The sequence below is a fragment of the Kribbella sp. NPDC104218 genome, from assembly GCF_055584105.1.
Map to the genome: position 1 here is coordinate 905463 of NZ_JBVJMQ010000001.1, position 21160 is coordinate 926622.

The 21160-nt window shown below is 69.4% G+C and carries 20 protein-coding genes and 1 tRNA gene; 10 read left to right on the forward strand and 11 right to left on the reverse strand.

Features of this window, described 5'->3' with window-relative positions; translation table 11 throughout:
* The first annotated feature begins 61 nt into the window (after positions 1 to 61).
* Positions 62 to 586, forward strand: a complete 525-nt coding sequence (locus ACZ6ZD_RS04275; protein ID WP_465668200.1) for a hypothetical protein — start codon at positions 62 to 64, stop codon at positions 584 to 586.
* On the opposite strand, the gene srmL is transcribed toward ACZ6ZD_RS04275, so the two are convergent.
* The gene (gene srmL / locus ACZ6ZD_RS04280) at positions 541 to 1659 is read right to left on the reverse strand and encodes a PheS-related mystery ligase SrmL (RefSeq protein ID WP_465668202.1); all 1119 of its coding nucleotides are present in this window, start codon (positions 1657 to 1659) and stop codon (positions 541 to 543) included. The genes ACZ6ZD_RS04275 and srmL overlap by 46 nt on opposite strands.
* Before the next feature lie 195 nt (positions 1660 to 1854).
* Between srmL and ACZ6ZD_RS04285 the strand changes: the two genes are divergently transcribed.
* Complete coding sequence (locus tag ACZ6ZD_RS04285; protein WP_465668204.1) at positions 1855 to 2889, forward strand: alpha-hydroxy acid oxidase; 1035 nt, start codon at positions 1855 to 1857, stop codon at positions 2887 to 2889.
* A gap of 56 nt (positions 2890 to 2945) precedes the next feature.
* On the opposite strand, the gene rplA is transcribed toward ACZ6ZD_RS04285, so the two are convergent.
* From rplA to ACZ6ZD_RS04310, 5 genes are all read right to left on the reverse strand, one after another.
* The gene (rplA, locus tag ACZ6ZD_RS04290) at positions 2946 to 3668 is read right to left on the reverse strand and encodes a 50S ribosomal protein L1 (protein ID WP_171674891.1); all 723 of its coding nucleotides are present in this window, start codon (positions 3666 to 3668) and stop codon (positions 2946 to 2948) included.
* 82 nt (positions 3669 to 3750) lie between these two features.
* Entirely contained in the window at positions 3751 to 4182 is a 432-nt protein-coding gene (rplK, locus tag ACZ6ZD_RS04295; RefSeq protein WP_132411459.1) for a 50S ribosomal protein L11, read from the reverse strand.
* Between the two features lie 9 nt (positions 4183 to 4191).
* Positions 4192 to 5301, reverse strand: coding sequence for a transcription termination/antitermination protein NusG (gene nusG, locus ACZ6ZD_RS04300; RefSeq protein ID WP_465668207.1), 1110 nt, complete (start codon positions 5299 to 5301; stop codon positions 4192 to 4194).
* A 79-nt stretch (positions 5302 to 5380) separates the two neighbouring features.
* Complete coding sequence (secE, locus tag ACZ6ZD_RS04305; RefSeq protein ID WP_171674893.1) at positions 5381 to 5623, reverse strand: preprotein translocase subunit SecE; 243 nt, start codon at positions 5621 to 5623, stop codon at positions 5381 to 5383.
* Between the two features lie 55 nt (positions 5624 to 5678).
* A tRNA-Trp gene (locus tag ACZ6ZD_RS04310) sits at positions 5679 to 5751 on the reverse strand.
* Positions 5752 to 6053: 302 nt separating this feature from the next.
* Here ACZ6ZD_RS04310 and ACZ6ZD_RS04315 point away from each other — a divergent pair.
* The 4 genes from ACZ6ZD_RS04315 to ACZ6ZD_RS04330 all read left to right on the forward strand — a co-directional run bounded on the left by ACZ6ZD_RS04315 (position 6054) and on the right by ACZ6ZD_RS04330 (position 13111).
* The gene (locus ACZ6ZD_RS04315; RefSeq protein WP_465668209.1) at positions 6054 to 7247 is read left to right on the forward strand and encodes a pyridoxal phosphate-dependent aminotransferase; all 1194 of its coding nucleotides are present in this window, start codon (positions 6054 to 6056) and stop codon (positions 7245 to 7247) included.
* A gap of 63 nt (positions 7248 to 7310) precedes the next feature.
* On the forward strand, positions 7311 to 10535 hold the full coding sequence (locus ACZ6ZD_RS04320) for a S8 family serine peptidase (RefSeq protein ID WP_465668211.1): 3225 nt from the start codon (positions 7311 to 7313) through the stop codon (positions 10533 to 10535).
* A 60-nt stretch (positions 10536 to 10595) separates the two neighbouring features.
* Positions 10596 to 11630, forward strand: a complete 1035-nt coding sequence (locus tag ACZ6ZD_RS04325; protein ID WP_465668213.1) for an adenosine deaminase — start codon at positions 10596 to 10598, stop codon at positions 11628 to 11630.
* Positions 11631 to 11740: 110 nt separating this feature from the next.
* Entirely contained in the window at positions 11741 to 13111 is a 1371-nt protein-coding gene (locus ACZ6ZD_RS04330) for a TrpB-like pyridoxal phosphate-dependent enzyme (RefSeq protein ID WP_465668215.1), read from the forward strand.
* Here ACZ6ZD_RS04330 and ACZ6ZD_RS04335 read toward each other — a convergent pair.
* Positions 13108 to 13608 (reverse strand): hypothetical protein, encoded by a 501-nt coding sequence (locus ACZ6ZD_RS04335; RefSeq protein WP_465668217.1) that lies wholly within the window; start codon positions 13606 to 13608, stop codon positions 13108 to 13110. The genes ACZ6ZD_RS04330 and ACZ6ZD_RS04335 overlap by 4 nt on opposite strands.
* 241 nt (positions 13609 to 13849) lie before the next feature.
* Here ACZ6ZD_RS04335 and ACZ6ZD_RS04340 point away from each other — a divergent pair, with 241 nt between their 5' ends.
* From ACZ6ZD_RS04340 to ACZ6ZD_RS04350, 3 genes are read left to right on the forward strand one after another with little or no spacing between them, the layout of a single operon-like run.
* Positions 13850 to 15226 carry a hypothetical protein gene (locus ACZ6ZD_RS04340; RefSeq protein ID WP_465668219.1) on the forward strand — a complete coding sequence of 459 codons (1377 nt, stop codon included), beginning with the start codon at positions 13850 to 13852 and terminating at the stop codon, positions 15224 to 15226.
* Positions 15216 to 15854 carry a 2'-5' RNA ligase family protein gene (locus ACZ6ZD_RS04345; protein WP_465668221.1) on the forward strand — a complete coding sequence of 213 codons (639 nt, stop codon included), beginning with the start codon at positions 15216 to 15218 and terminating at the stop codon, positions 15852 to 15854. The genes ACZ6ZD_RS04340 and ACZ6ZD_RS04345 overlap by 11 nt, the downstream gene beginning before the upstream one ends.
* Positions 15847 to 16509 (forward strand): hypothetical protein, encoded by a 663-nt coding sequence (locus ACZ6ZD_RS04350; RefSeq protein WP_465668223.1) that lies wholly within the window; start codon positions 15847 to 15849, stop codon positions 16507 to 16509. The genes ACZ6ZD_RS04345 and ACZ6ZD_RS04350 overlap by 8 nt, the downstream gene beginning before the upstream one ends.
* A gap of 5 nt (positions 16510 to 16514) precedes the next feature.
* Here ACZ6ZD_RS04350 and ACZ6ZD_RS04355 read toward each other — a convergent pair whose 3' ends face one another.
* From ACZ6ZD_RS04355 to ACZ6ZD_RS04370, 4 genes are all read right to left on the reverse strand, one after another.
* The gene (locus tag ACZ6ZD_RS04355; protein ID WP_465668225.1) at positions 16515 to 18389 is read right to left on the reverse strand and encodes a peptidase M16 family protein; all 1875 of its coding nucleotides are present in this window, start codon (positions 18387 to 18389) and stop codon (positions 16515 to 16517) included.
* 81 nt (positions 18390 to 18470) lie between these two features.
* Positions 18471 to 19490 (reverse strand): UDP-N-acetylmuramate dehydrogenase, encoded by a 1020-nt coding sequence (locus ACZ6ZD_RS04360; protein WP_465668226.1) that lies wholly within the window; start codon positions 19488 to 19490, stop codon positions 18471 to 18473.
* Entirely contained in the window at positions 19487 to 19894 is a 408-nt protein-coding gene (locus ACZ6ZD_RS04365; RefSeq protein WP_465668228.1) for a MaoC family dehydratase, read from the reverse strand. Before ACZ6ZD_RS04365 ends, ACZ6ZD_RS04360 begins: the two co-directional genes overlap by 4 nt.
* A complete protein-coding gene (locus ACZ6ZD_RS04370) occupies positions 19891 to 20313 on the reverse strand; it encodes an FAS1-like dehydratase domain-containing protein (RefSeq protein ID WP_465668230.1) in 423 nt (140 codons plus the stop codon). Before ACZ6ZD_RS04370 ends, ACZ6ZD_RS04365 begins: the two co-directional genes overlap by 4 nt.
* Before the next feature lie 80 nt (positions 20314 to 20393).
* Here ACZ6ZD_RS04370 and ACZ6ZD_RS04375 point away from each other — a divergent pair, with 80 nt between their 5' ends.
* Positions 20394 to 21140, forward strand: a complete 747-nt coding sequence (locus tag ACZ6ZD_RS04375) for a (2Fe-2S)-binding protein (RefSeq protein ID WP_465668232.1) — start codon at positions 20394 to 20396, stop codon at positions 21138 to 21140.
* Positions 21141 to 21160: the final 20 nt, after the last annotated feature.

Below are 21160 nucleotides of genomic sequence, written 5' to 3' on the forward strand. Positions count from 1 at the left end.
ACCCTGATTCGTGGGGTCGCCACAATGCGCGTCCGGGTGCTGCGAGGTGATGCTCGCTGGCATGACGACTCCACTGACCGTGCACCTCGGGGACGCGATCGACGACCGGGTCGCCGAGGCACTCGACGATTACATCGCCGAAGGCCGCCTCGACGGCCGGATCCGCCCGCGCCGCTCACCAGGCGGCATCGCGGCGCTGGTCTCGGCCGGGGTTGCCGCGGTGCTGTTGCCCTGGTGCCTGATCCTGGCCGCGACCCTACCGAGCAGCTACCAGGTCACGCACTGGAAGCTGACCTGGATCGGCCTCGACGTGGCGATCGCGGCCGCGGCCGGGCTGACGGCGTACCTGCTGCACACGCGCAACAAGTACGCCGTCCTGACCTCGATGGTCGCCGGGACACTGCTACTGGCCGACGCGTGGTTCGACGTCAGCACCGCCGGCGCCGGCTTCGACCACACGCTCGCGTTGTCGATGGCGCTCCTCCTGGAGCTCCCGCTGGCCCTGTGCGCGTGGGCCGTCGCCGTCCGCGAGCTGCGGCGTCAGCCGATCAGTTCGAGGACTGGGCCTTCGTGGAGGGCTCGGTAGACCTTGTCGCGGAGCTGGTTCGCCTCTGCGTCGGTGAGGGTGCGGTCGACTGGCCGGAGGACGAGCCTGACCAGGAGGTTCCGTTGCCCGGGGATGAGCTGGAGCCGTTGCCGGGCGGCCGGTGGGAGTTCGTCGTACGTCGTTTCGCCCAGCACGTCGAGCGATTCGGCGGCGTCCGCGTCCGGGCCGAGCGCATCGCGCACCTTGTCGCCGAGCACCTCCGGCGAGACGTCCGCCGAGGCGCCGACGACGACCGACAGGTCCCGGCGGACCGGCGGCATCGTCGACACCGGTCGGTAGGGGGCCAGGTCGAGCATCTGCTCAGCCACCCGCGGATCGGTCGATCGGAGCAGCCGGATGTCGCGGATGCCCTTGCGCAGCATCAGGAGGCGATCGAGGCCGGGGCCCATCGCGAGGCCGGTCCAGCCGTCGTCCAGACCGGCCTTGCGCAGGATGTGCGGCGCGGCGACGCCGCACTCGCCGATCTCGATCCACTCCTCGTCGAGCAGGACGTCGATCTGGCGACCGTGAATCGTGTAGGGATGCACGGCGGGCACGGTCCGATAGGTCTGGCCGGGCAGCACGGTCTCGACCAGGCGAGCGATCATCTCCTCCAGCTCAGGCTCGCCGAGGGTGACATTGCGGCTGATCCGCCAGAGGTCGAGCTGATGCGGCGTCCCGGTGTGCTGCCAGTCGACGGAGTCCCGGCGGTAGCAGATCCCGGCACAGATCAGCAGTACGTCGGAGACGTCGGACGCGGCCAGCTCCCGCAGCGCCGGCGGGATCATCGCCGAGGTGTGGCTGCGCAACACCTCGGTCGCGGAGGCGTAGCGGGTGTAGCGGGCCTCCCGGGTGACCGCACCGGCGGCGTACCCGAGATTGTCGTAGTTGTCCGCGAGCGGGACGACGGGATGGTCGCGGCGAGTCCAGATCTCGGTGTAGGGCCAGGCGCGGCCGAGCGTCGTCCGGATGGAATCGACGATCAGCTGGACGGCGTGCGGGCCTTGGGCCGGATCGGCCAGGTCGCGCAGGGACAGAGCAGCGTGCAGTTCCTCGAGCGTGAGGGCAGACATGAGTATCTCCAAAGATGACGGTCTCGACGGGGGTCTTCACACCCCGACCGGCCACGGTCACCTCAGGAGAGAGCGCAGCAGCGACTCACCCCGTCGGCACCGTCGTGCCGGCCGGGGCGCAGAAATCGCCGCCCGTACTGCGTCATGGGAAAAGTGTACTGACTCCGGTGTCGTCGTGGTGCGACGATGGGCGGCATGCGATGGATCGACACGTTGGAGGGGGCGGCCGCCGAGAAGTTGCCGGAGGCCGTACATCGTTACTACCGCCAGGGCTCGGCCGGGGGGATCAGCGTCGCGGAGGCGGTGTCGGCGTGGTCGACGTACCGGTTCCGGCCGCGCGTCCTGCAGGACGTCTCGGCGATCGACCTGCGGACGACGGTGCTCGGTACGCCGGTGCAGACGCCGGTGCTGGTCGCGCCGTCGACGCTGCAGCGGCTCGCCGATCCGGACGGCGAGATCGCGATGGCCGACGGGGTGCGGGCCGCCGGATCGCTGCTCGGCGTCTCGAGTAACGCGGGCACCAGGTTCGCCGACCTCGGCGCGACCGGCGTGCCGTGGTGGCTGCAGATCTACATCGTCCGGAACCGCTCGATCACCGAGCAGATGCTGGACGCCGCGGTCGCCGGTGGCGCCAAGGCGATCGTGCTCACCGTGGACACCCCGGTGGTCGGCCGCAAGGAGGACGACGGCCCGGTCGTCTGGTCCTACGTCCAGCCGGGGCAGCTGCGGGTCAACGTGCCCGACGGCGACTGGTCCGACGACGACCTCGACAAGGCCGACGACCTCACCCCGGACGTGATCGGCTGGCTGGCCGAGCGCACCGGCCTCCCCGTCGTGGTCAAGGGCGTCCTGCGCGCGGACGACGCCAAACGAATCGCCGACGCGGGCGCGGCCGGCGTCATCGTCTCCAACCACGGCGGCCGCCAGCTCGACGGCTCCGTCTCCACCGCCCACGCGCTCCCCGAGATCGCCGAGGCCCTGGCCGGCACCACCACCGAGCTCTATGTGGACGGCGGCATCCGCCGCGGCGAACACATCCTCGCCGCCCTCGCCCTCGGCGCCCGCGCCGTCTTCCTCGGCCGCCCCGCCCTCTGGGCCCTGGCCGCCGAAGGCCGCACCGGCGTCACCCGCCTCCTCACCGACCTGACCGAGGAGCTCGAACACACCCTCCAACTGGTCGGCGTCCCCCGCCCGAGCGACCTGACCCCCGACCTCGTCGTCCGCCCCTAGAACGAGCGAAGGCCCCGGGAGAAATCCCGGGGCCTTGCTGGATGACGCTGCCTGGATCAGGCGTCCGCGTTCTCCTCGAGGAGGTTGCGGGTGGCGTTCGGGTCGACCTGGACGCCGGGGCCCATGGTCGTCGAGAAGACCGTCTTCTTGATGTAGCGGCCCTTGGAGCTGGCCGGCTTCAACCGGAGGATCTCCTCGAGCGCGGCGCTGTAGTTCTCCACCAGCTGGGCCTCGTCGAAGGACGCCTTGCCGATGATGAAGTGCAGGTTCGCGTGCCGGTCGACCCGGAACTCGATCTTGCCGCCCTTGATGTCGGTGACCGCCTTGGTGACATCGGGGGTGACGGTGCCGGTCTTCGGGTTCGGCATCAGACCACGCGGGCCGAGGACGCGACCGAGGCGGCCGACCTTGCCCATCAGGTCAGGGGTGGCGACGACGGCGTCGAAGTCCAGCCAGCCGTCGGTCACCTTCTTGATCAGGTCGTCGTCACCGACGTAGTCGGCGCCGGCGGCCTTGGCGGCCTCGGCCTTCTCACCGGTGGCGAAGACGAGGACCCGTGCCGTCTTGCCGGTGCCGTGCGGAAGGTTGACGGTGCCGCGCACCATCTGGTCGGCCTTACGGGGGTCGACCCCGAGGCGCATCGCGACGTCCACGGTCGAGTTCAGCTTCTTGCCGGCCGCGGCCTCCTTGGCCAGCCGGACCGCCTCGAGCGGGGAGTACAGGTGATCGAAGTCGATCTTTTCCGCGATCGCGCGGTAAGACTTGCTGCGCTGTGCCATAACTGGTTCCTCTCTGGGGTGTGGTCTCCGGGCGGCGCTACGCCCTGCCACAACTACTGGTGGTGCTGGTACCGCGAGGCGATCAGGCCTCGACGGTCACGCCCATGGAGCGGGCGGTGCCCTCGATGATCTTCATCGCGGCGTCGATGTCCCGGGCGTTCAGGTCCGGCATCTTGGTGGTGGCGATCTCGCGGACCTGGTCCTTGGTGATCTTGCCGACCTTGTCCTTGTGCGGGACGGCCGACCCCTTCTGCAGACCGGCGGCCTTCTTGATCATCTCCGGCGCCGGCGGCGTCTTGGTGACGAACGTGAAGGAGCGGTCTTCGTAGATGGTGATCTCGACCGGGACGACGTTGCCGCGCATGGACTCCGTCTGGGCGTTGTACGCCTTGCAGAACTCCATGATGTTGACGCCGTGCGGACCGAGCGCGGTACCGACCGGCGGGGCCGGCGTCGCTGCGCCGGCCTGGAGCTGCACCTTGACCAGGGCAGCGATCTTCTTCTTGGGAGGCATTTCGGGTCCTTAGACTTTCTGGATCTGGTTGAAGCTGAGTTCCACCGGGGTCTCCCGGCCGAAGATCTCCACCAGCGCCTTGATCCGCTGTGCGTCGGCGTTGATCTCCGTGATCGTGGCGTGCAGGGTCGCGAACGGCCCGTCCACCACCATGACCGAGTCGCCGACCCCGAAGTCGGCCACCTCGACCTTCTTCTTCGCCGCCGTCTTGGCGGGAGCGGCGCCGGCTTCGGCTGCCGCCGCCTCGGCCGCCGCAACGACGGCCGGGGCAAGCATCTTCTCGACCTCTTCGAGGCTGAGCGGGACCGGCTTCTGGCTGTTCCCGACGAAACCGGTCACCGACGGCGTGTGCCGCACGGTCGACCAGGACTCGTCGGTGAGGTCCATCCGGACCAGCACGTAACCGGGGAGGACGGTGCGCTTGACCATCTTGCGCTGACCGTTCTTGATCTCGGCGACCTCTTCGGTCGGCACGATGATCTCGAAGATGTAGTCCTCCATGTTCAGGGAGTTGATCCGGTTCTCCAGGTTGCCCTTGACCCGGTTCTCCATCCCTGAGTACGTGTGGACGACGTACCAGTCGCCGATCTGCGAACGCAGCCGGCCACGCAGCTCCTCGAGCGGGTCCACCGGCTCGGCCGGCTCCTCGTCCTCGTCGTCGTCCTCATCGTCGTCGTCGGAGTCCGCGCCGGCGTTGGAGAAGACCACCTCGTCGACACCGGACTCGGTCTCGACGGCGTCGTCGCCCGCGGTCTCGGCGGACAGCTCCTCGGCGGCGTCGTCGACGTCGTCCTGCGTCACGACCTCGGCGGCCTCGGCAGCGTCCGCGGCGGCGACCACGACGACCGGCTCGGCCGCGGAGTCGTCGGCGTCGGCCGGGCCCTCCTCGGCCTCGTCGTCGGCGACGTACTCCGGCTCCTCGGCGTCCAGGTCGACGTCGTCATCGTCCTCGGCGCCCTCGACGTCGAGATCCGCGAACGGGTCGTCGTCATCGTCGTCGTCGCCGTACAGGTCGTCGGTGTCGTTCTCGTCGAACTCGAGGTCGGAGTCGGATACGTCGAACTCGTCCTCGTTGTCGAGGATCTCGTCGTCGCGCTCGGACACGTCGTACTCCGTCATCTGTGCATCGGGGTTCTGGTCTGGCAGTTGACCGGGCCGGGACCCGGGACCGTCGTTCGTGGGCGGCGGGGGCCTCGGCTCAGCCGAAGACCTTGAGGATCGCCCAGCCGAAAGCGAGGTCGAGAAGCGAGACGATCGCGATGACGAACACCACGAAGGTCAGAACCACCACGAAGTAGGTGGACAGCTGCTTGCGGGTGGGCCAGACGACCTTGCGGAGCTCGGCGACCACCTGGCGGTAGAAACGCAGCAGGCCTCTGCCCTGCTTGCCTTCCGCAGGCTTACCGGCGCCGGACGGTGCCGGGGTGCGCGTCTCCGTCACGACCTACCTCTTTCGCTAGCGGCGGCCTGACCGGCCCTGCGCCGGTCAGGATGTGCAGGGCACGAGGGACTTGAACCCCCAACCTTCGGTTTTGGAGACCGATGCTCTGCCAGTTGAGCTAGTGCCCTCTGCAATCCATCCGGACGCCGCACAGGACCTGAACTCGGGCATGCCGAGTCAGGGCCATCAACGCCCGGACTAGAAGAGTGTACGGGTTCGGAGCCACCTGGTCGAACTCGGCCTGTCGCGCCGCGATCGATCCGGCTCCTGCCCGTACCGCCTCCGTCACCGGACGCCGTACCGCGACCAGAACCATACAGCCTGCACGTCGACCTAACGGACCGGACCCCCTGCGTGTTCCCCGGATCACACCGGTCCGCGTGCCGATATCCCGGCACGGGCCCGGGCGGCCCGGTGCCAGGATGGCCGCATGAGCTCCCGGATCTCGGCGCGGATCGGCGCCATCAGCGAATCGGCCACCCTCGCGGTCGACGGCAAGGCGAAGGCCCTCAAGGCCGCCGGCCGCCCGGTGATCGGCTTCGGCGCCGGTGAGCCGGACTTCCCGACGCCGGAGTACATCGTCGAGGCCGCCGTCGCCGCCGCGCGGGACCCGAAGAACCACCGCTACAGCCCGGCGGGCGGCCTGCCCGAGCTCAAGCAGGCGATCGTCGAGAAGACCGCCCGGGACTCCGGCTACGCGATCGAGGCCGCGCAGGTCCTGGTCACCAACGGCGGCAAGCACGCGGTCTACAACGCGTTCGCGACGCTGCTCGACCCTGGTGACGAGGTGCTGCTGCCGGCGCCGTACTGGACGACGTACCCGGAGGCGATCCAGCTGGCCGGCGGAGTGCCGGTCGAGGTGCTCGCCGACGAATCACAGGGCTACCTGGTCACGGTCGAGCAGCTGGAGGCCGCCCGGACGCCGAAGACCAAGGCGCTGCTGTTCTGCTCGCCGTCCAACCCGACCGGCGCGGTCGACAGCCCGGAGTCGATCGAGGCGATCGGCCGCTGGGCACTGGAGCACGACATCTGGGTGATCACCGACGAGATCTACGAGCACCTGACGTACGACGGCGTCGCGTTCACCTCGCTCCCGGTCGCGGTGCCCGAGCTGGCCGACCGGACCGTCGTCCTGAACGGCGTCGCCAAGACGTACGCGATGACGGGCTGGCGGGTCGGCTGGATGATCGGCCCGAAGGACGTCATCAAGGCCGCGACGAACCTGCAGTCGCACCAGACCTCGAACGTCGCGAACGTCGCCCAGCGGGCCGCCATCGCCGCGCTGACGAACGATCTGAGCGCGGTCGAGGAGATGAAGGTCGCGTTCGACCGGCGCCGGCGGACCATGGTCCGGCTGCTGAACGACATCCCCGGGATCGAGTGCCCGACGCCGACCGGCGCCTTCTACGCGTACCCCTCGGTGAAGGGGCTGCTTGGGCGAGAGATCGCCGGGCGGACTGCGACGACGTCCGCTGAGCTGGCGGAGATCATTCTGGACGAGGCCGAGGTCGCTGTGGTGCCGGGCGAAGCCTTCGGCGCGCCTGGCTACCTGCGGATGTCGTACGCGCTCGGCGACGAGGATTTGGCCGAGGGCATCGGCCGGATCGCCAAATTGCTCAGCTGATGTGACAAGACGCGGCGATGACCGCGTCCAGGGGACATGAGATCTCCTCGTGTACTCCGCCCTGTGGGTGTGGTGCTGGCCGCTGTCGTACTGGTAGCGGCCGGTACGACGCCCAGCACCGGTGCGCCGCCAGCACCTGTCGCCGACTCGAAACTCCGACCAGGCCTCGAATTCACGCTGATCACCGGCGACAAGGTCCGTGTGCTCGGTGATGGCACGGTCCAGACGACTCCAGGTCCTGGACGCGCCGGGACGCGTTTTCGGACCCTGCGGGTCGGTGACGGCATTTCCGTCGTACCACTCGATGCGTTGCCACTGATCGCGCAGAAGCGGCTGGATACTCGGCTGTTCGACCTCACAGCGCTTGCGGAGGCCGGGTACGACGACGCCAGCCGCAAGACGCTGCCGCTGATCGTGGAGGGGCCTGCCGCGGCTCTGCGGGGCACTGCGGCCCGGTCGCTGCCGGCAGTGGGTGCCCTGGCATCGGCACCGGCGAAAGACCAGCTGCCGGAGGTGTTCTCGGGACTCACCAGCTCAGCGATCAAGCGCATCTGGCTCGACGGCCGCCGTCAGCTGCTGCTCGACCACAGCGTCCCGCAGATCGGCGCACCGGCCGCCTGGGCCGCCGGCTACACCGGCCGCGGCGTGAAGGTCGCCGTACTGGACTCCGGTATCGACCCCGCACACCCCGACTTCGCAGGGCGGCTGGTCACTCAGGACTTCACCGGCACCGGGCTGTCCGATGCGGTTGGACACGGGACGCATGTCGGTTCGATCATCGGCGGCTCCGGGGCGGCGTCCGACGGCAAGTACCGCGGCGTCGCGCCGGACGCGCAGCTCCTGTCCGGCAAGGTCTGCGAGGACAGAGGTTGTCCGGAGTCCGCAATTCTGGCCGGCATGGACTGGGCGGTCCGCGAAGGCGCCAAGATCGTCAACCTGAGTCTCGGCGGCGACGACACCCCTGCGATCGACCCGCTGGAGGAGGCGGTCAATCGTCTGACGGCCGAGCACGGCACTCTGTTTGTCATTGCCGCTGGCAACTATGGCTCCCGCGCCCGCTCGATCGACTCCCCTGGCAGCGCGGCGGCCGCACTGACTGTCGGAGCAGTCGACCGGAACGACGCCTTGGCCGACTTCTCCGGCCGTGGCCCGACGACAGACCAGGCGCCGAAGCCGGACGTCACCGCACCAGGTGTGGACATCGTCGCGGCCAAGTCGGCGGACAGCGTCATCGGCGATCCCGTTGGCGACAGCTACCTCAAGCTGAGCGGTACGTCGATGGCCACACCGCACGTCGCCGGCGCAGCGGCCCTTCTGGCGCAGGAACACCCGGACTGGCGCGCTGACCGCCTCAAGGCCGCGCTGATGACCACGGCGAAGCCCCATGCCGATCTGGGTCCGCTGGAGCAGGGCTCCGGTCGCATCGACGTCGCTGCGGCGCGAGGGCTCAAGGTGACCACCGACACCGGCGTACTGGCGTTTGCCGCACAGCAGTGGCCGCATTCGGACGACGTCGCGGAGAGCAAGCGGCTGACCTACTCGAATGCCGGCGACGAGCCGGTGACGCTGCAGCTGAGCACCACGCTGACAGACGAAGCCGGACAGGCCGCACCGGCGGCGGCATTGGCTTTGAGCGCGTCTACCCTCACCGTTCCCGCACGTGGAACTGCTCAGGTGACAGTCACCTCGAACACGAACCACAACGGCGCTGACGGCCTCTACAACGGCCAGGTGCTGGCCAAGGGCGCAGGCGTTGACCTGGCGGTGCGGATGTCGGTCTTCCGTGAGGCCGAGAGCTACAACCTGACGATCAAGCACCTCGACCGCAGCGGCGCACCGACGGCGGACTACGCCGACTTCATCGTCGATCATCAGCTGACGGGCTGGCCGATCTTCGCGCGGGAGGCGGACGGCGTCACCAACCTGCGGCTGCCGAAGGGCAAGTTCGTCCTCGACTCGACGATCGGGACCGGCCGGACCCGCACCGACGGGAGCCTGCTGGTGCAGCCGCTCGTCGATCTCAGTGCGGATCGGACCATCGTGGTCGACGCCCGCCAGGCCAAGCCGGTGTCGGTCTCGGTTCCCGAGCCAACTGCCCGGGAGGCGATGCTCGCCATCAACTACGCGTTTCCCATCCCGGACAGCCGTTGGGGCGGCGGTATCGCCACGGGGGGCGGCGTCCCGATCTACATCACTCAGCTGGGCCCGTCGATCCCCGGACTGGTCAGCATCGCGCGTAGCCAGTGGGCGAACCCGGACGGCGGCGAGTTCTTCGACAACTCGCCGTACTTGTACGCACTGGCCTGGCCGTTACCAGGCAGGGTTTTCGACGGGCTGACCAAGAACGTCCGGCGCAGCGAGCTGGCCGTCGTCCGCGAGACGTTCGCCGCTCAAGCGGATGGCACCAGCGCGGTCCTCAGCGTCACCGGCGAGGGGGCGGAGGAGATGGGCGGGGTCGGCTACGGCTATCCGTACCAGCTGCCGGCCACTCGGACGACGTACGCGCTGGCCAAGGATGTCCAGTGGGGCAGCGATGTCCTTCTGATCAACGGCGATGCCGTAGGCCAGCTCTTCGATCGGCCGACCACTTACCGGGCCGGGCGGACCTACGAAGAGAGCTGGGGACGTGCGGCGCTCGGTCCGGCCGCACTGTCCGGACGGTCGCCGTCGTTCCAGCGGACCGGTGACAGCATGTTCCTGCTGCCCCGACAGGCAGACAGTGGCGACCACTACAGCGCCGAGCTGGGCACTGGAACGATGACGGTGAGCCGGAACGGCAAAGTCATCGTGGAGGGCGAGTTTCCGGACTATCCCGGTGTCTTCCAGGACTTCGAGGTTCCGGCCGGTGCTGCGGACTACCGGGTGCTGTTGGAGAGCACGGGACAACCCTTCCTCGATGTGGCGACGCGAACGCGGACTGAGTGGTCCTTCCGGTCAGACACGACCAGCGGGCCGGCTGGGCTGCCGGCGTGGGCGGTGCGCTTCCGGCCGGCGGTCAACGACCACAACGTGCTGCGCAGCGGCCCGAGCCACCAGCTGCCGATCAGCGTCGAGCATGTGGCCGGTGCGGCCGTCGGCAAGCTGCGGTCACTGACTGTCCAGACGTCGACCGACGACGGAGCTACCTGGCAGGAGGCGAAGCTCCGGACGCTCGGCAACGGCAAGTACGCCGCTACGGTGCCGACTCCGGCCGGTGCGACGTCCGTCTGGCTGAAGGCGAAGGCCGTTGACAGCAAGGGCAATGCCGTCGACCAGGTGATCGAGCGGGCGTACAAGGTCGCGCGCTAGTGACCGTCCGGTACGCACCCGGATTTCGCCGGGTGCGTACCGGGTCTGTAACCTTCGGTAATGACGCAGCGTGATCTGCGGGTGCTACCCAAGGCGCACCTGCATCTTCACTTCTCCGGCTCCATGCGGCATCTGACGCTGGTCGAGCTGGCGGACAAGCACGGTGTCCGGCTCCCCGATGCTCTCCGGACCGAATGGCCACCGGATCTGTCCGCGGCCGACGAACGCGGCTGGTTCCGCTTCCAGCGGCTCTACGACATCGCGCGCTCGGTGCTGCGCACGGAGGACGACGTCCGCCGGCTGGTCCGTGAGGCCGCCGAGGACGACCGGGCCGACGGGTCGCGCTGGCTGGAGATCCAGGTCGATCCGTCCGGGTACGCGGGCCGTTTCCACGGCATCACCGAGTTCACCGACCTGGTCCTGGACGCCGCCCGCGACGCGGCGGCCTCGACCGGCATCGCCGTCCAGGTCATCATCGCCGCGAACCGCACCCGTCACCCCCTCGACGCCCGGACGCTGGCCCGCCTCGCCTCGCAGTACGTCGGCCGCGGCGTCGTCGGCTTCGGCCTCTCCAACGACGAGCGCCGCGGTACGACGTCCGAGTTCGCCCCGGCCTTCCGCATCGCCCGCAACGCGGGCCTCCTCGCCGCCCCGCACGGCGGCGAGCTCTGCGGCCCCGCCACCGTCCGCACCTGCCTCGACGAGCTCGGCGCCGGCCGCATCGGCCACGGCGTCCGCTCCGTAGAAGACCCAGACCTCCTCAAACGCGTAGTCGACGCCCAGGTAGCCCTAGAAGTCTGCCCAGCCTCCAACGTCTCCCTAGGCGTCTACCGCCGCCCCGAAGACGTCCCCCTCCGTCGCCTCTACGAAGCCGGCGCCCGCATCGCCCTAGGCGCCGACGACCCCCTCCTCTTCGGCTCCCGCCTAGCCGAGCAATACGAAACCGCCCGCACCACCCACAACTTCACCGACCCCGAACTGGCCGACCTGGCCCGCTCCTCCATCCTCGCCTCCACCGCACCCCCCGCCACCCAAAAAACCCTCCTCGCCGACATAGACGCCTGGCTAACCCCCACCCCTGCCCCCACGCGCTGAAGCCCCGCCTGGGGCGACCGAGCGCGGGCGTGCTGGGGTCCGGATAAGTGCGGGGAGAGTTCTGGTTCGGGGCATTGTGAGGGGTGGGGGCGGCGACCAGACTTGCGGGTATGACGGCCACCAAGATCTTGTTGCCCGAGGACGAAATGCCGACGCGTTGGTACAACGTGTTGCACGATCTGCCGACGCCGCCGCCGGCGGTGCTGCATCCGGGGACGGGGCAACCGGTCGGGCCGGATGATCTGGCGCCGTTGTTCCCGATGGATCTGATCCTGCAGGAGGTCTCGCAGGAGCAGTACGTCGACATTCCCGGCGAGGTGCTCGATGTGTACCGGCTGTGGCGGCCGAGTCCGCTGTACCGGGCGCACCGGCTGGAGAAGGCGCTCGGTACGCCGGCGCGGATCTACTACAAGTACGAGGGGGTGTCACCGGCCGGGTCACACAAGCCGAACACCGCCGTCCCGCAGGCGTACTACAACGCGAAGTCCGGCGTCCGGAAGCTGACGACCGAGACCGGGGCCGGTCAGTGGGGAACGGCGCTCGCGTTCGCCTGCGCGCAGTTCGGGCTGGAGTGCGAGGTCTGGCAGGTGCGGGCGTCGTACGACCAGAAGCCGTACCGGCGCGCGATGATGGGCGTCTTCGGCGCGACCGTGCATCCGAGCCCGTCCGAGCTGACCGACGCCGGCCGGCGGATCCTGGCCGCGGATCCGGCGTCCACAGGCTCGCTCGGGATCGCGATCAGCGAGGCGGTCGAGGCCGCCGTCCAAGCGCCCGACGTCCACTACGCGCTCGGCTCCGTGCTCAACCACGTGCTGCTGCACCAGACGATCATCGGCGAGGAGGCGCTCATCCAGCTCGCCATGGTCGGTGAGACACCCGACCTGCTGGTCGGCTGCACCGGCGGCGGGTCGAACTTCGGCGGCCTGGCGTTCCCCTTCCTCCGGGAGAAATGGGCCGGCCGGATGTCACCGGTCGTCCGCGCCGTCGAGCCGGCCGCCTGCCCGTCGCTGACCCAGGGCACCTACGCGTACGACTTCGGCGACACCATCGGGATGACCCCGCTGATGAAGATGCACACCCTCGGCCACGACTTCGTCCCCGACCCGATCCACGCCGGCGGCCTGCGCTACCACGGGATGAGCCCGCTGGTCAGTCACCTATACGAGACCGGCGAGATCGAGGCCGTCGCCAAACCCCAGTCCGAGTGCTTCGCGGCCGGCCTCCAGTTCGCCCGGACCGAAGGCATCGTCCCGGCTCCCGAGCCCACCCACGCCCTGGCCGCCGCCATCGAGGAGGCCCTGCTCTGCAAGGAGTCCGGCGAGGCGAAGGTCATCCTCACCGCCCTCTGCGGCCACGGCCACCTCGACCTCGCCGCGTACGACGCCTACCTCAGCGGCGCCATGTCCGACCGCGACTGGGCCGACGCCGACATCCAGGCCGCCGTCGCCCAAGCCCTCACCAAACTCCCCGCGATCGGCTAACCGCGCTTCCACCAGGGCTTGGGCTGTTTGCCCACCACAGCCAGCCACTCGGCCGGCACAGCCCAGCCCTTGGCCCGGATCGCATCGAAGTACGCGACCTTCAACGACTCCGGCAACCAGTACGTCGCCGCCCACCCGTACTCGCTCGCCTCGAAGTACGTCGTCCGCCGTCCCACACTCCACACCGCCGCATGCCGCGCGGAATGCGCCACCCGCACGTAGTCCCACACGGCCCGCGGATCATCCGGGTCGAACTCCCGCTCCGTCCCCCGGAACCGCCCCCGCTCCTCCCGCCCGATCTCCTCGAGCACCCCCTGCACCACCGCCCGGTCGTCCGTCAGCCCCTCCGGCAACCGCAACTCCTCCGGCTCCACCACCAACGCCCCCACCCAAGGCCGCCCCACCGCCAAGAACACCTCCAACAGCGCCAACCCCTCCTCCGCCCGCCCGAACAACCCCAACCCCGCCCGCAACGTACTCACCGCCTCCTCAGCCACACCAAGACCCTAATCCCCCGGGCCATGCCCCACCCTGCCCCGCCCTGCCCCACCCCTCACGCTCAGCAAACCGCGAACACCGCCGCAACGACCATCACAGCCATCGCCCACCCGGCCAAAGGTGGCCGGAAAATCCCTTACAGCGTTGCAAATCGGGGCATTCGAGGGCATCGCGGGGCAGCTGCTCCGGAGCCCCGATTTTCCCGTCGCAGACCGTGTTCGAACACCTACAGTTACCGCCATGCCAGCCGCCAACGACCTACTGCGCAAGGCTCGAGAGCGCACCCCGTCTCTGCGGGCACCCGGCGAGCCGATGTCCCGCGCCGAGCTCGCCGACGCCATCTGCGGCTGGCTCTGGGAGACGACCGAAGTCCGCTACGAGCTGGACGGCCACTACATCGCCAAGATGGAGCGCGGCGCCGTCCGCTGGCCCGGCGCGGCCTACCGCTCGGGCCTTCGCTACATCCTCAATGTTGCCTCCGACAACGAATTGGGCTTCGTGCCGCCGCCCGGCGCCGCCGGTGAGGGCGACCTCGTCCTCCCCTCGACGATCGGCCTCGACGAGGACATCCTGCGGGCCGGCGACGACTCGATCGCCTTCCTCACCTTCGCCGAGGAGTCCAACGCCGGTGAGCTCACCGTCGAACAGCTGAACGCCGATATCGAACGCATCGCCCAGCTCTACTTGCGCACCCCGACCCGGCCGCTGTTCGAACGCTGCCGAGCCGTCCGCGACCGGGCCTTCGCGCTGCTCGCGGGCAAGCAGTCACCCACCCAGTCCCGCGACCTCTACAGCGCAGCCGGCTGGTCGACCACGCTGCTCGCCTGGATGTCCGTCGATCTCGGCCGCCCGGAGATCGCCGAGATCCACGCGCGGACGGCGTGGGCCTGCGCCGAGGCCGCCGACCACAACGAGCTCCGCGCCTGGATCCGGGCGACCCAGCACACGGCAGCCTTCTGGCAGGACGACTTCGCCCGCGCCGGCGAGTACGCGCAGGACGGCCTCCGCTACGCGGCCGGAACCTCACGCGGATTCCTGACCGGCGCCCTCGCGGTCGACCTGGCCCGCTCCGGTCAGCAGAGCATGGCGCGGAGCGCACTCGACGCCGCCCAGAAGGCCTCCTCGGTCGAACCGCATCCATCCGAGATCGCGGGCCCTCTGTTGTGCACCCCCGAGCGCGCCCAAGGTATCTGGACGGACTCCTACCTGGTGCTGGGGGACATCGAAGACAGCCTCAGCCACGCGGACGATTCGATCGCCCGGTTCGAGGCAGCGCCCAACGCGTCCCGCAACCTCGGCTCCGAGCGCATGGTCCGGCTGCAACAAGCAAAGGCCCACCTGATCCTCGGCGAGCTGGACGGCGCCATCGCCGCCCTGGAACCGGTCCTCGGAACCGCGCTGGAGTTCCGGGTCCGCCCCCTCCTGCACCGCATCAGAGAAGTCAGCGCGCTGACCGCCCCCTTCACCCAGACATCCCGAGGGCGCGAGCTCCGCGACCGAGTGCGTGGCTTCCTCGACCGCCCCGACCTCCCCGGCCGCAGACCACCGCAGTACGACCTCGCAGCCGCAGCTCAGTCGCCAGAGACCGTGGAACAGGAGCCGCACCATGCTCAATGAAGTCCGTGACCACTGGTACTGGCGACCAGGCTGGCGCCAGGGACGTTCCTTCTACACCTGGCACATCGTCTTCCCCTACTCCCCCGCACTCGCCACCCTCCGCGACAAGTACGAGCCACTCCTCAACACCCTGCCCGAGCTCACCCCAGTTCCGGCCAGGTGGTTGCACCTCACGCTGCAGGGCATCGGTTTCGCCGACAAGGTCACACCCGGCGAGCTCGACGCCATCGCCGTCGCCACGCGGCCCCGGCTCCAGGCGATCGCCCCCTTCGCTGCCACGGTCGGCCCCGCGATCGTCGATGTCGAGAGCCTCCAGCTCCCGGTTCGTCCCAGCCACGACCTCCGGCGGCTCCGCATCGCGCTCCGCGAAGCGATCAACGAATCCTGCGGCGCCGATGCCGTCCCCGCCTTCCCCGACCTCGACCCCCACATCTCCATCGGCTACTGGAACCGATCCGCGCCGGCTACTCCACTCCGCGACCAGATCGCTCAGTTCGCCGGCCCCGCCACCCAGATCTACATCAACGAGGTCACTCTGCTCGACCTCAATCGCGACCAGCACTGCTACCAATGGACACCCCGCCTGACGCTGGCCCTCGGTCACTTTCCTGGCGGCGCCAATGTCTGACCCAACCGCCCTCATCTCCGCCGACGAAGCCGTCGCACGCGTCGTCCGCGCCCTCCTCGACTACCGCTCCGTCTGGACGACCCACGACCTCGTGGAGTTCAGCCAGGTTCCGACGCCCGCCGTCCGCGCCGTCGTCAACTCCCTGCAAGCCGAATCCCTGATCGACCGCCGCCGCGGCGGCGTCATCGCAGTCCCGGACTGGTTCTTCCTGACCACTTGGTGGTCCAGGACGTCGCCGTTCGCGGCGGCCAACACCTCGTCGCGCTGGGCGATCAACGGCAGTACCCGCCAGCTCTTCGGCCGCATCGCGGCCGCTCCGACCAAACACGCACTCACCGGTGAGCATGCCGCCGCACTATGGACGGCCGCAACGCCCATGGGCCAGCCGGTGATCTACACGCCGGATGCCCAAACCGCCGCGGTGGAGTGGTCGCTCACTCCGGCCGGCCCGGATACTCATCGATCCGCAACGGTCACCCTGACCGAGGCGGAAACCGACACCGTGTACCTCCGCCGCCGCGCCTCCTCGTACGGCGTCCGAGTCGCTGCGCCCACCCAAGTACTCACCGACCTACTGACCGTCGATCCTTCCTCCGAAGCCGCCGACCGACTCGTCATCTGGATGCGTGCCTACGAAACCGCCTGGCGTTACTGAACGTGTCAGGGACGGCGGATCAAACGCTTCGTGGCCAGGACGATCGCGCGGATGAGAAAGGCTGCCCACGCGATCAGCAGCGCGAAGCTGAAGAGGATCAGGATGTGGGAAAGCGGCGGCGGAGCGAACAGGCCGCCGGTGAAGACCAGGACCGCCGCCGCCAGGCAGAGGAGTGCGGGGTGCCCGACCAGCCAGAGGGTCGCTCTGCGACGACGTGTGGGCGGTCCAGGAGGCGCGTTGGTCTTGTAGTCGGTGTAGTCGACACGTAGCTGCCGGCCCCAAGCGATGCCGAAGGCGATGCAGATGTACTTGGCGTAGCCGAGATCGTAGAAGACGGCGGCAAGGAACGAGACCAAGGCGAGAAGGCCGAGGATCAGGGTGACGTGCTGGGCTGGTCGATAGAGCGCGCGGATCCAGCGGTTGGGTGGGCGGGGGACGGAGTCGGCGGGGCGCGCGGGCATGGTGACGCGGAGGGCGGGTGGGACTGCGGTGTCGATGAGGTCGACTGCGCCGGCGCCGCGGCGCCAGAGGGTCGGCTCGACGACAATCTGATAACCGTCGCGGCGGACCAGGGAGCGGCCGCCGTCGGGGAAGGCGATCAGCGCCGCGAGATCGGCGTACCGGGCGGCGACGGTGGTGGTGTCGGTCGTGTAGACGCCCGTGCCGGTGACGATGAGTCGGCTGTCGTCGGCAGGGTTGATCGGGTCGAACCGATGACCGTCCGTCGGTTCGCTACTGGTCGGGATTCGCGGCCAGTGAAGGGTGCTGTCGGAGTCGCCGTCCGGCTCGGCGGTGATCATCAGGCCGGCGAACAGGTCCCGTGCCTCGTCGCGGATCATCGCCGGAGTGACGGCCCGCAGCTCGTCGATGAGCTCCGCGCGGGAGTCCACCCGGCGACCGAGCAGAGATTCGCGGACAGCCATCGTGGGTTGCCACCGGCCGGCCGGATCTTCGTTCATCGCGTCGACGACCCGAGCGGTTTGGTCGCGTAGATCGCCTGCCGAGATCCCGTCGGTCATCAGCCGCCGGACGACGTCCATCGCCTCCTTCGCGGCGCCTGACACCGCCTCGGGCAGCAGATCGATCCCCGCAAAGAGAGCAGCTTGCGTCGCATCGACCGGCTCGTATGCCTGCCAGGCGCTGTATCCGACGCCGGCAGTGCTCCGGAAATGCGCATGGAGTTCGCGCTGCAGCGCCTGCCCCAGCGCCCCGGCGGCCGAGGAGCGGCGCAGTACGCCGGACATCGCGATGCCGTCGTACCGACCGGGAATGCCCGCCGGAGTCCGTTGTTCGCAGGGGATCGCCGTCGGGACCGGTCGGCGTTCACCCGCGGGCAACTCGAGTCGCAAACCCGCAGGCGGCGGTCCGCTCAAGGCCAGCCCCGCGTTCCCACGGACGAACGTCGTGCGCAGTAGCGCGCCGAGATTGTCCGGGTCCGCGTGCGCCAGACCGTACTGCTCGTACGCCGCGAGCCCGGGCCCTTGGGCGCCGTACCGCCAGAGCAGTTGGTTCTGGGCTGCTCCTGGCGAGCTACGCGCCGACTCGGCCTGCAGTACCCGGCGCTCGTGATCGAGGGCGCTCCAGTCCGGATCCGACAGCCAGCCGCAGATCTCGGCGAGGAACCTGGTCACCTCCTCCGGCTCACCTTCAGCGGCGAAAACCGTGTACAGGAGATCGACCTGGCCGTTGACCGGGGTACGGATCGTGTCCCGGCCGTGGAGGGCGAGATGTTCGATCAGGTGCAGGCGGCCGCAAGTGGGCAGGGTCTCGTCGACCATGCCCGCCCGGAACCACAGCGTCGCGTGCAGTTTCCCCTCGCCGGCGACCCAGTGGACAGGAACGCCGTCCACTTCGGTCTGCCTGAGCGCGTCAGCACTCATCCCACCCTCCCCAAATGTCGGACGGATGATGGCACATCGGTCCGCCGCCGGAGAAGTGAATTGCAGCAAGCTGCAGCCGGGTCAGAGGGTGCAGTTGACCAGGACTGGTTCGTTGATGAGGGTGATGGCGAAGGCTTGGTGGACTTGGGCGCGGACGTGGGTGGCCAGGGAGAGGAGGTCTTTGGCGGTGGCGGCGCCTCGGTTGGTGAGGGCGAGGGTGTGTTTGGTGGAGACGGCGGCGGGGCCGAGGGTGAAGCCTTTGGGGATGCCGGCGTGTTCGATGAGCCAGGCGGCGCTGGTTTTGACGCGGCCGTCGGGCTGGGGCCATTGGGGGGCGCCGGCGGGGACCTCGGCGGGGGTGTCGAGGATGGGGTTGGTGAAGAAGGAGCCGGCTGACCAGGTGTCGTGGTCGGCGGGGTCGAGGACCATGCCTTTGGAGTGGCGCAGTGCGAGGACGGCGTCGCGGACGTCGGCCATCGGGGCGCGGGAGTCGGGTTCGACGTCCAGGGTGCGGGCGAGTTCGGCGTAGCCGATGGGGGCCGAGAGGTTGCCGAGTTTGAGCTGGAAGGCGACTTCGAGGACGACGAAGCGCTCGGGGGCGGCCTTGAAGCGTGAGGTGCGGTAGGCGAAACCGCAGTCGGCGGCGAAGAGCGTGCGGATACGGGACTCGGCGCGATCCCAGACGCGGACGGACGCGATCGTCTCGGCGACCTCATGGCCGTAGGCGCCGACGTTCTGGACGGGGGTGGAGCCGGTCAGGCCGGGGATCCCGGACATCGACTCCAGGCCGCTCCACTCCTCGGCGATCGCGCGCTGGACGACGGCGTCCCAGTCCTCGCCGGCCTGGACGTGGACCATCGCGCCGGAGCAGGCATCGGCGTCCACGCGGATGCCCTGGGTGCGGATGCGGATGACGGTGCCGCGGAAACCGTCGTCGCCGATCAGGACGTTGCTGCCGCCGGAGAGCAGCAGCACGGGCTCACCCGCGGCGTCGGCGTCCCGGACGGCGGTGATCAGCTCGTCCTCGGTGGTCACCTCGACGAAGTTGTCGGCCGGCCCACCGATCCGCAGGGTCGTGAAGTCGGCCAGAGAAGTACTCACGGGACGCGCACGACCGCCCTGGCCCGGCCGAGGACCTTCTCGCCGCCGAACAGCGCCGTGATGTCGAACTCGGCCAGCCCGTCGGCCACCTTGGCCGCGGTCGCCGAGAAGACCACCTCGGCGCCGGCGTCGTCGTCCGGGACGACGACCGGCTTGGTGAAGCGGACGCCGTACTCGACCAGGTCGGCCGGGTCGTCGAGCCAGTCGGTGACGACGCGGGCGGCGGAGGCCATCGTCAGCATCCCGTGGGCGATCACGCCGGGCAGGCCGAGCGCGGCCGCCATCCGGTCGCTCCAGTGGATCGGGTTGAAGTCGCCGCTGGCCCCGGCGTACCGGACCAGGTCATCGCGCCGCAGCGTGACGGTCAGCTCGGGGAGGACGTCACCCGCGGAAATCGTCTTCATGCGTCCGCCCGGTTGTGCGAGATCGTGGACGTCGAGGTGGCGATCGGCTCGCCGTCGACGGTGCTGAGGGCGGTTTCGTACATGATCACCTCGACGTCACCGGCCTTGCGGACGGTGGTGATGGTGGCGGTCGCGGCGATGTCGTCCCCGGCCTTGATCGGGCGCGTGTAAGTGAACTTCTGCGCGCCGTGCACGATCCGGTCCAGCCGGAGGCCGAGCTCGGGGTCGTTCAGCAGCTGCTCCAGCGCCAGGCTGCCGAGCACGAACGCGAACGTCGGCGGCGCCACCGCGTCAGCACCCCGGTACGCCGGGTTGGCGTCACCGATCGCGTCGGCGAACTCGCGGATCTTCTCCCGGCCGACCTGGTAGGACTCGGCGGCCGCGTAGCTCCGGCCGACCATCGTGGCGTCGATCGTCATATCGCCAGAGCCTACTGGCAGACTGGGACAGCCCGAGCCGCCACCCGGGAACCGTGAGACCCGACTGGGGAAGGTTGAACGTGACGGCAGTAACGGCGCTGGCCAGGTATGCGCCTCGGTACAAGCTGGAGATCGGCGAGCCGGCGGGCTCGGAGTGGCTCCGGGTGGATCGCATCCTGGAGATGGACGGTCCGGAGCTGACCGAGCTCCTCAAGCGGGACGACGACGCCAGTGGGCACGTCTCCGCGCATGCGAACGCGCTCAGCCTGGTGTCGTTCTACGCGGGCCGCGCGCCTGCGGCGGCGCTACTGCTCTGGGCGCTCGAAGGGCACGTCCTGGACGTCCGGCCGCGCAACCTGTGGGTGAAACCACACGACGGCCACGGGCTGGCCGCGGTCGCCATCCGGTCGGCTGACTACCTGCCCGGTGGGCTGGAGACGCTGTACGACGTCGTCCTGCGTCAGCACCTGCTGCCGCTGTCGGAGGAGCTCCACCGCCGGACGCGGGCCGGGCTGCGGCAGGTCCTCGGTGGGGTTGCGGCCGGGTGCGCGATGGCGTTCTGTGCGGCGACGCGGGAGCACGAGACGGTCGATCCGGCGTTCCTGCTCGAGCGGTGGCAGACGTTCGCGGCGAAAGCACCGGGTGGGCTGGATCACCTCGGCGAGGTGACGACGGCCGCCGGGAAGCTGGTCTACCTGCGGAAAACGTGCTGTCTCTACTACACGAGCGAGGCCGGCGACGGCGCGCTCTGCGGCTCGTGCTGCCTGACGCCGCGGGCCGAGCGGCTGGTCGCGTACGAGGGCGGCCGCCCGATCATCACGGTCTAGAACCGCAGGGCACAGCGAAA

Coding starts and splice junctions, on each gene's coding strand:
- ACZ6ZD_RS04330 (WP_465668215.1), top strand. CDS start 11,741: ATGACGGCCACCAAGATCTTGTTGCCCGAGGACGAAATGCCGACGCGT.
- ACZ6ZD_RS04340 (WP_465668219.1), top strand. CDS start 13,850: ATGCCAGCCGCCAACGACCTACTGCGCAAGGCTCGAGAGCGCACCCCG.
- srmL (WP_465668202.1), bottom strand. CDS start 1,659: ATGTCTGCCCTCACGCTCGAGGAACTGCACGCTGCTCTGTCCCTGCGC.
- ACZ6ZD_RS04275 (WP_465668200.1), top strand. CDS start 62: ATGACGACTCCACTGACCGTGCACCTCGGGGACGCGATCGACGACCGG.
- ACZ6ZD_RS04350 (WP_465668223.1), top strand. CDS start 15,847: ATGTCTGACCCAACCGCCCTCATCTCCGCCGACGAAGCCGTCGCACGC.
- ACZ6ZD_RS04325 (WP_465668213.1), top strand. CDS start 10,596: ATGACGCAGCGTGATCTGCGGGTGCTACCCAAGGCGCACCTGCATCTT.
- ACZ6ZD_RS04365 (WP_465668228.1), bottom strand. CDS start 19,894: ATGAAGACGATTTCCGCGGGTGACGTCCTCCCCGAGCTGACCGTCACG.
- ACZ6ZD_RS04345 (WP_465668221.1), top strand. CDS start 15,216: ATGCTCAATGAAGTCCGTGACCACTGGTACTGGCGACCAGGCTGGCGC.
- ACZ6ZD_RS04315 (WP_465668209.1), top strand. CDS start 6,054: ATGAGCTCCCGGATCTCGGCGCGGATCGGCGCCATCAGCGAATCGGCC.
- ACZ6ZD_RS04355 (WP_465668225.1), bottom strand. CDS start 18,389: ATGAGTGCTGACGCGCTCAGGCAGACCGAAGTGGACGGCGTTCCTGTC.
- ACZ6ZD_RS04285 (WP_465668204.1), top strand. CDS start 1,855: ATGCGATGGATCGACACGTTGGAGGGGGCGGCCGCCGAGAAGTTGCCG.
- rplK (WP_132411459.1), bottom strand. CDS start 4,182: ATGCCTCCCAAGAAGAAGATCGCTGCCCTGGTCAAGGTGCAGCTCCAG.
- ACZ6ZD_RS04370 (WP_465668230.1), bottom strand. CDS start 20,313: ATGACGATCGACGCCACGATGGTCGGCCGGAGCTACGCGGCCGCCGAG.
- nusG (WP_465668207.1), bottom strand. CDS start 5,301: ATGACGGAGTACGACGTGTCCGAGCGCGACGACGAGATCCTCGACAAC.
- rplA (WP_171674891.1), bottom strand. CDS start 3,668: ATGGCACAGCGCAGCAAGTCTTACCGCGCGATCGCGGAAAAGATCGAC.